Here is a 9286-nt window from a genome sequence, read left to right as displayed (position 1 = left end):
CAAGGTTTTCTACATTTTGTATAGTAGACTCTTGACCAATTGCCGATATATTATATAGACTAGACTCTGTTTGGGTCATTGTAAGGATGTGGCCCAGACATCCCTTTTGAAAAAATCCTAAGTTTTCTTAAATAAATTCAAAAAAACCTATAAACTGACGGTGTATTAATTTTGTTTGGGCTCTGGAATCCGTAAGGATGCTGGGCTCTTTTTTTTGTATTAATTTTGTTTGGTTCCAGAGCTTTGACATAGAAATAAGACTAAAGCAAAAATCAATCAAATCCATTTTTTGGCAGGGTTAAAAAGTTTTGTTAAGACTTTTAGCCAAAATGCAGACTTATGATATGTCGGGAACGTAAACTGAACCCTCAGTCGCTTTGAGCGGAATTCCCCTGTCCCACCCGTAGCCACCTCCCTTGCGCGCTATTGTTGCTTCTCTCTTGAAAAGGTCAGCCGTTGCCAACTTGAAATTCCTAAACTGAATCGCTACGTTCTTGTTCTTAAACTCCAGAATCGCTGCCCTCCCCAGTAAGTCAAGGACATTAGACTTGTGTCCCCTTTTTGCAAGCTTTGCCCAGCGCTTTGTCTCTTCTTGGGTTAGAACTTCACCTCTGAGTGTTTTGGCTTTTAACTTGAGAGCAGCATCAGCGACGCGACCTCCGCCGGTGATATAACCGAATGTTGCCTCAATATGCCAATTGTTTTTTTCCATAACTGCCGCCCTGAACAAATAGAGAGCAGTGGCTTCATATACCGAAGCCTCATGGTTGACCACTTCCTGAAAGCTGTCAGCTAGGGATGGTGCTAAAACTTGGCACAGCTTCCACAAAGCATCTAAGTAGTAGACATTGAGCCACACCCATTCATGAATATCGCGCGGGATAGCTTTACTTTTTAGAGCCGGAAGTAGCGGGTCAGCCCAGCCGTTGCAGTAAGCTGTCCAGCAATCGGATATCAGATTCTGGATTTTTTGTAGCCCTACAAAATAATCGCGCTGGGCGTCGGTGGAACACTTGGGCAACAGGCAATGCGGACACGGGTACTGAGTCACATAGAAAATTGCTTGTTCGGTTGGCGTGAGGTTGTCGGGCATCTCTAACATTTTGAAAAAATTCTCTCTAAATCTTGGACAGATTTTGCCTTGAAAATTGCTCGTTTTTCCTTAGCTGTTCTCTACGACGTGGCTATTAATAGCCACGAGTGAGTTTTTGGCGGGAAACGCAGACAGAGAGCGGGTTTCAGAAAAAGCTATTTTTGAGGCTATTGAGGGCGATTTTTGTCCGAAATTTCGGATAGAATTTGGCTCCAAAATCCCCCTGTTTCCCTAGCCAGTCTCTACGACTTCGACCTTATACATCGACGAGTGAGTTTTTGGCGGGAAACGCAGACAGAGAGCGGGTTTCAGAAAAAGCTATTTTTGAGGCTATTTGCCGCTTTCTGACTAGACTTTTATGCTTGTTTTTGGGTGTGTACCGGGTGTCACCTAGCCCGGCACGAACTCGCGGCCGGGAGGCAGGCCCTAAGCCAGCCCCCTCCCGGCCCACGTTCTCATAGTTCCTGACCGCCAAATTTCTTGACCAATTCCTCAAGCTGCTTTTTACCTTCAGAGAACTTCCGCCCCTTCTTGCCGAGAATATTCTCAACAATCCAAGTCGTAGTTTTGCCCTCAACTTGCGCCGCTTCCACTTTCCACCAAAGTTCTAAATCACTAGACGAAATCACTATCGGGTCAGTAAATAGAGGATTTTTCAGTTCTTCCTCACTCTCAAGAGGTTCACCCTCCTGAACCAAGCGCATAAGAAGGATGCAGAATTCAATATCCTCTTGAGTCAGGGCAAACCATTCTCCAATCTCCCGTTGTTTAGAGAACTTATTGTGCAACTCCATTTCGCACAGATTGGCGTTGTGGACATAAGCGTGGTAGACGTATCGAATCTTGAGTGGGCTGCCTGTTTGCAACTCTTTAATCCTTCTCGCTACATCTCCCGCTCTGCCAATTTTGAATTTGTCTGTACCTACTGCCTGAACTAAATAAATGAACCCTGGTAAAGGTTGCGGTCGGAGTTTTAAAAACTTGGTTTGATGTACTGACATACTATTCCTCTCCATCAACGACACGATGATATTCAGCCTCAGCAGCCTTGTATTTTGCTCCGCCCCCTCTAGTCAGCCCCCAAATTTCATTGATGATTTTTAGCTTGCCCCACCCTTTTGCCTTGAGTTCGAGTATGCGTTCAGCGCGTTCATTTTCAGTGTTCACAGAAGGTTCAGCTAGTTGGCTTGAGTCTGAGTGTTCAGAGTGTTCATCATCATCAGAAGTCAGAGCCAGAGCGCGTTCGAGATGTTCGACAGGGTTTAAGATTTCTTCAGCTTCCTTCCGCCGTTGTTGCTCGGCTACATAGATCGAAGTGCTAAGCTCATCAACTACATCGGCATCAATAGCCCGCTCTTTCATTGCCTCAAATTCTTCCTCTTTGGCTAACTTCAAAGCACAGCGACGACCTTCAAAGCAGCAGGCGAAACCCGACACCAGGGCGATGCCTTGCATGAAATTGTGCAGGGGAATCTTGCGAGAGAAAACAAACGGCGGCAACAGCCAGAGGGTAACACCAGACAAGCTCAAAACAGATACTTTTAAGAGCGACACAGCATCACCCCCACACCAACCAAAGCACCGACTGTGCTGGCAATCAGCCGAAAACGGAATTGCAGTAAATTGATTTTTAGGATGGCAATAATTGCATCATCCAGAAGCCATGCAGCAGCAGAAAGTATTAGTTTCAGTGCAAACAGCGCTTGCACGAATTGGAGTAAATTAGGGTGCAGCGATGCCAGCCAACATAGAAGGCTGCTGGCAATCGCAGTGAGTAAAAAAGCATTCCCCAGTGCGATCGCCTTTATCATTGCTCAGTACCTCCTAGCAATTTTGCTTTGATGGTTTCAATTCTTGCAGCAGCTTTGTTTTCTGCATTCTCAAGTCCCACACCTAACCGGGCATAACCAGGGCGCAACCCGTGCAAGTGTTTAGCCAAGCCCACATCAGCTTTTTTCTTCGTGAATTCGTTGGTGGCCACTTCTTTTTCGTACCCCCGGTGCGCTTTGTGTACCTTTGCATCGGCTACTTCAATTGCTCCAAGCGACTTGTAGGCTTTTTTAGCGTGTCGGGCGTTTTCGGTTTTCTCCTTTGCTAAATCCTTCATGGCTTTCGCTTCTTCCTCTGTGAAGTAGCGCGGGGCATCCACTACGGGCGTGGTGCGGATGCTGGTAAAGTTGCCGGGATTGAGTGGCGTGATAACGCTGGCATCTGTGGGGGCGGTTAACTTGTCAGACTTGCTGCTGATGGCGTCGCTACTTTCGCCGCCGAATAGTCGGGTCATTGTTCCCATTATTTTTGCTCTCCCTTGTTGAAAATTTGGTGAATTTCGTCTTTTAGTGCGATCACTTCTTTCAAGCTTTGAATGATTTTGGCTGTCTGATCTAATGCGCCGTACTGCATGATGATTTGAGTGATCCGCTCTTGAGAGATTTCTGAATCTCTCAAGAAATCATGCAAAATGTGGCGGTAGGCTAAGTTGCCGGGAATTGTCCAGCCGTTCGCTTGCAGCCATCCCATATCAAGCGATTCATTGAGCGGATTAAATTGAGTCATTTTGCTCCTATTTGAATGTTGATGCGGACTGGTGGGAGTAAATTGAGTGGGTTGATTCGTGGCCAGAGGGATAAAAGGCACACAGCAAAGCCAACCGACGCCAAAGCGAGGGCGAAGGCTTGCCCCCAATCAATCCACTCAAAAAGGTTGATTGACTGATGCTGATTGACTGGTGCTGGTGTAATTTCTGCTGGTTTGCGATCGAACTCCAGACCGTGCGCTAGCAGCAACTTTTCCCACGTTGCCGTCGCTGTCAGCTTTCCGTGTTGCCGTGCTTGCTCGTTTGTGAGATTGCAGTCGTAAGCAAGTTTTTTTAAATGTTCGATTCGGCGGCGCGACCGCATCGGCTCAGCCATGTTTGACAAGCCTCAAATCTCCACGGATAACTAGATGTCCGTCAAAGCAGGGATAACTGGTAATCGGGCCTTCACCAGAAGTCCAATTAACTAGGTAAGCCCACTCTTGCTCGTGCGGATGCCAGGAAACTCCAACGACTTCACCAAATTCGACACACTCTTTGTCAAACTCATCGAGCCAGTGGTCAGAAACCTTGTCCCCGATAAGAAATTTGGGACGGGGAAGTTGAGCGAAAATTGCTGGTGAGAATACGAACCGGTACAGGCTGCTATTTGAGCGCTTTAGATTCTCGCGGCGCGCTAAATCCTTCCAATTGAATCGATGTCCAAATTTTCGGATACGAGATTGCGTAAAGAATTGCGATCGCCCTGGCAGCTCTTGCCAAGACGGCTGATTTTCAGACATGATAAGTTGCTCCTTGCCGGGGAAGTTCCGGTGGTAGGGGAAGTCGTCTCAAGGCTGAGTTAGTGGCTCAACTTTGGGGCGCATTTTATTTGTGTTGAGGCTTTGGCTATTCTTTTGCTCTCCAGAGGATGCTGGGCCGCTTTAACTGAACTGGAGAGGTTTAGAGTGTCAAAATCCTATTTCAAGATAGTAGCACTCTTTTTGTACTCGGTAGCACTCCGAAAGTTAAAATTAAGACACTGAAGCACAAAGAGTACAATGAGTATGACCAATAGCCAGTTACAACCATTAATGCCATCCAAGCTTCCCAGGATTGCTGTCTATTTGCCTCCAGAAATCAAAGTGGGGCTAGAAGTAGCGGCCAAAAATAACCGTAGAACTGTATCTAACATGGCCGCCTGGATTATTGAGCAATGGGTGATGGAAGCCAAGAAACGTGGCGAAACGTCTGAATCTGAGGATGAAGCAGAAGCATCGTAATGGGCGACAGCGGCATTCGGCGTTCCGGGTGTCGCTTTGTTTTGTCCGAAATTTCGGACACTTTGGGAAAGCCCCGAAGTTAATCGGGGCGGTAGCTTCCTAATTTCCTGGGATGTAGCTCAGGACTTCTCAATCATCGCTAAAATTGCCTCAACATCGGCGAGCGATGCGCTAGACTTTTTACCCTTGGCTTTCTTCAACTGGTTAAGCAGGTCGGCCGCTTCTGGTAAATCTTTGCTGGCAGTGGCTGATTTTTGTTTCAGGTCGGCAAGTTCTGCTTCAACTTCTTCCCGATCGGCGCGCTCTTGCTCAAGTTGCTCCGTCAGCTTCTCAATCTCGCGCTTTTTCGCTTCAAATCTATCCTCTAGCTCATCATAGTTAGCCGTGAGCATTGCGATTTGAAAGTGAGTATCGGCTAAGGCTTCCTCTGGGGTAAAGCCAAAAATCTTGGCATGAGCCAAAGCTTCCTCTGGAGTAGTGAGAGCATGGTCAAAGTTACATATATCATTCTGTAACCCGCCTTCTGTAGCCGTGGGTAACTCTTCAACATTACCCGCGTCGGACTTTCCCGGCAGTGCTTCCCGCAACGCTTCTAAGGATTCTTGCAGCGCTTGCACTTGCAATTCTAAAGCCGTCAATCTGTCACCGCTGCGAGTGTCTGTAACTTTCTCTGTAACTACTGACTCGCTTCTATCTGTAACCTCTGTAACTTTGTCTGTAACCCGTGACTGTGGTGGAGTATTTAGAGCCTCTGAAATCTCCTCAAGCTTTGCTGTGCTTAGTTCTGAAGACTTGCCGATATACTTTTTATGTAACTTCCCATTCTGCTTTCTGTAACCGTACCAGTAATCCCCGCCCTTACCTGCTTCCTTGCGGACTGTGTAGGGTTTGTTATCACTCACAGGCTCAAATCTGAAAGAGCCGATTGATTCTAGCCACGTCGCACCTTTGGGGGAGTCAAGCTCGAATACTTTGCCGCCGTCTACCTCTATCAAGCCGTGCATCACCGATGGAATTGTCATAAGTTACCTACCCGCTACCTATCGCTCTCTGTAACCAATATAAGTAACTTGTAGGTAACTGTCAAGGGTTACAGAAAAATAATTAATTTATTATTGACATTGGCACACAACCACAAAAGAAGTGGCACACATTCCCAGTGGTGACAATTTCAGGGGAGCGAGTAGAATCTCGGAATCTCGGGATTGAGGGATTGAGGGACTCTAGACGGCATCCCATCTCATCAAATTAGGAAATACCAGCATCTCTGCTACTTCCCCACTAGCTTGCTCGAATTGCACCCGGTAGCGCGTCCCCTCTTCACACCAGCCAACTACCGTAGCAGCTACCCATTTACCCCAGCGACTAACCCATCCCGTCAAATTTGCGATCGGTGTCGAGGTCGGAAGTTCTGGGGTTGCATCTACCCCTAAATTTATATCAAAAACAGGGGGAGGTGCAACCGCTTCTAATTCTTGCGCTGCAAGGGCTTCAGCCTCTTTTATGTCAGAGATTTTTTTTGCCTGTTTTTCGGCTGTGAACGCCGCTAGCTGATGCCAGTTTTCGGGTAAACTTGCCTCAGCCATAAATGAATATTCCCGGTGCTGCACTCCGTTCTGCTTTACGTTCTTGCCGATAAGTTTGCGACCGATAAGTTGTAGCAGTTTGTTCAGCCATTGAAGCGGCTTCATTTTTCCGGGATGTCCGAAAAGATTGGCGATCGCCTTTTTCTTGCACAGCTCCAAAAGTTCCAGCACTTCGGGACTTTCTTGAGTCCAAACTTTCCCCGGCTCCAAGAATTTCTCTAGACCCAGAGCTTTGAGCGCTTTAATTTTGAGCCAGCGAGTTGAGAAATCTCCCAAAAATTCTCGCTTGCCAGCCGAGAGCCGATGCTTCTGCAAAAATTCTGCATCCTCTGGGTTCTGGTAAATCCAGTCGGCATCAAGTTGAGACAAAAGTGATCGATCATCAAATCGGACACGCCGCACAAATCCCCAGTTCCACAAGTCAGAATTTTCGATTCCCGGTAGCCGCGCTTTGAGGAAAAATTTAATAGCTCTGCACCGATCGTCCCAAGTCGCTTTAAAGTTCAGCTTAATTTCTAAAGCTTCAGCAAGCTCGATGTCCGGCGCGTTGAAAATCTCCTGAGCCTCGATGTCTTTGCATTCTTCTTTAGCTATGGCGTGTCCGTCGTAGTCGCACTCAGCAGCCGTCACAGATTGCACAGAATAGCCGCCGGCCTCAAAAGCTTTGAGTAAATATTCCCGCAAGTGCGATCGTTCAAGTTCTGCTTTTGCTTGGAGCTTTGCCCACAGGATTGTGTGAGGATTCACAATTTGAGCCGCTAAATCCTCCCGTACCTTCTGCAACTGCGATTCATCCCCTACCAGCAATCGAGCTTCAGTGTCGCCAAGTTCTGCAAGGGCTTTGATAATGTCCGCTTCAAAGAGTCCCCCGGCGCTACGACTTGCCAGTCCGCGTTCAGGGCTCAAGATGATAATTCTTTCGGGATGCCGGACGCGACGCGACATCTGCACAGACTCGTCAACACCCACAACACCCACGAACCAACAGAACATATCAGAGAAATAGTCCCGAATACTAATGTCGATACCGCTTTCAGCCGTAGGAGTAAAAACTATCCAAGCAGCCTTGTATTTCTTGATCCAAGCGTCGGGGTTTTTGAGAAATTCTTTCATATCCTCAGTCGGCGCAGTCTTGGAAGTCAACAGAATTCCGGGCCCGTGCGATTCAGTTAATTGTCTGGCAAAAGCTTCAGCGTCCCGTAGCGAGTCTGTCGCAATTGCGGGGCAAGGGCTTTTGAGAATTTCAGCGCTCAACCATTTTTTGGACTTCTTGCCAGCATCGACAAAGAATATGGGGGGAGATTCACCCGTGAAAGTATTTTCTATTCTAGTGACTGGTTTGCCTGAAATTTCAGCAAAGTAATCAACAACGAGGTTAGATAGATTCCCGTCAGCTAGAACGATCCGATTGGCAAGCTTGCAAATAATCTCTAGACGATCAAGAGTTTCACATCGTTTGCCAAGCAACGTGCGAGACAGTATTAAATGCTTGAGCCCCGACACAGGCTCATCAATGATGATTGTTAAGCCCGGAAGACTCTCAGCAGCAGCCTCAAACATCTCGATCGGAAGTTTGAGCAAGGAATCCACGCAGAGACTCAGCCGTGCGTCGGGGTCTTTAATGTGTTGCCAGCCGTTGTGCTCGTCAAAGTGATAGCTCCCCCATTTCTCACACTGCTGCAGAAGCAAGCTGTTGCGGTAGCCAAGATTGATTTGCAGACCGCGTGCATCGCTGGCAACTTTCTCTCCGATCCAATAAGTTTTTCCCGTTCCGAGTCCCGATCGAACTGCGGTAATTTTGCCTGATTCTGGCGCGGGAAAATTAAATTTTTCTGAGTTGATTTTAATATCGGGACTAAACCTTCTAAATCTTTCCCACTTCTTAAGTTGCCAGTCCTCTGAGACATTCTGCGAAGCCTCAGAGATAACCGCGTCGATGTCGCCACCAGCAACCACAAAATCATCAGCACCTTTATCCGGCCCCGGCAACTGTGCAATTTTTGCGATCGCTGATTTGAACAGTTTCGCTGTGGTAGTGGCGGCCTTCCATTCTTGGCTCTCGGAGTAGTCACCAGGGCGGTAGTCAAACAGAATTGTTACTTCACGTCCCGCTGTGTCAAGCGCTTGGAGTTCCGATCGCAGTTCTCGCTCAAGTGTTCTCTGATATTTTGTGCCATCAGGTTTCTCTACCCAGTCCCCGCGCTTTGTGACTCTGTACCCGGTGTTGATGCCTGGTAAGGCAATGGCCGCATACGCGCGAGAAATCAGCGCGCAAGCTTTCTTTTCGCCCTCAATGATGATGACGGGACAATTGCTGGCAACTACCCAGTCCCAGAATTCGAGCGCTTCCCCTCTCAGTCCGATTGCGGGGAATTCTGGCATTGATAATTTGTGCTTTGCTGCGATCGATCGCCAGACACCGACAGTCACGAGCGGACAGAAAACTTCGAGCGGTTTGCCTTGTGGCTGAAAATACTTGCGGGGCCGTCCTTTCTTGTCAAAAGCCATCGGCGGGCCGGCTAGCTGTCGGAAGCGACCGTTACATATCCAGCCTATACTTTGTTCGCACTTTGTATAATTGCGCTTTGCTTGTGTGCTACCGTCACTTGTGTTTGTTGTGGGGTCGGTATCACGATGCAACAAGTCATAAACAGGTAAGCCGCTCGCAGGCTCGAAGCTTAAGCTAGCGATTTCAGGCAGGATGCCAGATTTTACTACGCAATCTTGGTAAACAAGGTTTTCTACATTTTGTATAGTAGACTCTTGACCAATTGCCGATATATTATATAGACTAGACTCTGTTTGGGTC

The 9286-nt window shown here is 47.6% G+C and carries 11 protein-coding genes; 1 reads left to right on the top strand and 10 read right to left on the bottom strand.

Annotated features, from left to right (window positions below):
* Window positions 1–337: 337 nt before the first annotated feature.
* The 8 genes from QUA04_RS27670 to QUA04_RS27635 all read right to left on the bottom strand — a co-directional run bounded on the left by QUA04_RS27670 (window position 338) and on the right by QUA04_RS27635 (window position 4411).
* The gene (locus tag QUA04_RS27670; RefSeq protein ID WP_333263422.1) at window positions 338–1102 is read right to left on the bottom strand and encodes a hypothetical protein; all 765 of its coding nucleotides are present in this window, start codon (window positions 1100–1102) and stop codon (window positions 338–340) included.
* A gap of 446 nt (window positions 1103–1548) precedes the next feature.
* Window positions 1549–2094, bottom strand: coding sequence for a GIY-YIG nuclease family protein (locus tag QUA04_RS27665; RefSeq protein ID WP_333263418.1), 546 nt, complete (start codon window positions 2092–2094; stop codon window positions 1549–1551).
* Window position 2095: 1 nt separating this feature from the next.
* Entirely contained in the window at window positions 2096–2647 is a 552-nt protein-coding gene (locus tag QUA04_RS27660) for a hypothetical protein (protein ID WP_333263416.1), read from the bottom strand.
* Window positions 2635–2904 (bottom strand): hypothetical protein, encoded by a 270-nt coding sequence (locus QUA04_RS27655; protein WP_333263413.1) that lies wholly within the window; start codon window positions 2902–2904, stop codon window positions 2635–2637. Before QUA04_RS27655 ends, QUA04_RS27660 begins: the two co-directional genes overlap by 13 nt.
* On the bottom strand, window positions 2901–3377 hold the full coding sequence (locus QUA04_RS27650; protein WP_333263410.1) for a hypothetical protein: 477 nt from the start codon (window positions 3375–3377) through the stop codon (window positions 2901–2903). Before QUA04_RS27650 ends, QUA04_RS27655 begins: the two co-directional genes overlap by 4 nt.
* Window positions 3378–3385: 8 nt before the next feature.
* Window positions 3386–3649, bottom strand: a complete 264-nt coding sequence (locus tag QUA04_RS27645) for a hypothetical protein (RefSeq protein ID WP_333263407.1) — start codon at window positions 3647–3649, stop codon at window positions 3386–3388.
* On the bottom strand, window positions 3646–4005 hold the full coding sequence (locus QUA04_RS27640; protein ID WP_333263404.1) for a hypothetical protein: 360 nt from the start codon (window positions 4003–4005) through the stop codon (window positions 3646–3648). Before QUA04_RS27640 ends, QUA04_RS27645 begins: the two co-directional genes overlap by 4 nt.
* A complete protein-coding gene (locus QUA04_RS27635; RefSeq protein ID WP_333263401.1) occupies window positions 3998–4411 on the bottom strand; it encodes a hypothetical protein in 414 nt (137 codons plus the stop codon). Before QUA04_RS27635 ends, QUA04_RS27640 begins: the two co-directional genes overlap by 8 nt.
* A 291-nt stretch (window positions 4412–4702) precedes the next feature.
* On the opposite strand from QUA04_RS27635, the gene QUA04_RS27630 reads away from it, so the two are divergent.
* Complete coding sequence (locus tag QUA04_RS27630) at window positions 4703–4891, top strand: ribbon-helix-helix domain-containing protein (RefSeq protein ID WP_333263398.1); 189 nt, start codon at window positions 4703–4705, stop codon at window positions 4889–4891.
* A 119-nt stretch (window positions 4892–5010) separates the two neighbouring features.
* On the opposite strand, the gene QUA04_RS27625 is transcribed toward QUA04_RS27630, so the two are convergent.
* Window positions 5011–5913: a hypothetical protein gene (locus tag QUA04_RS27625; RefSeq protein ID WP_333263396.1), complete on the bottom strand. Its 903-nt coding sequence runs from the start codon at window positions 5911–5913 to the stop codon at window positions 5011–5013.
* A 201-nt stretch (window positions 5914–6114) separates the two neighbouring features.
* On the bottom strand, window positions 6115–9286 hold a 3172-nt coding region (locus QUA04_RS27620; protein ID WP_333263392.1), incomplete at its 5' end, for a plasmid replication protein, CyRepA1 family.

The organism is Microcoleus sp. S13_C5, assembly GCF_036700845.1.
Taxonomy (GTDB): domain Bacteria; phylum Cyanobacteriota; class Cyanobacteriia; order Cyanobacteriales; family Microcoleaceae; genus Microcoleus.
This window is presented reverse-complemented; position numbering and strand designations above follow the sequence as displayed.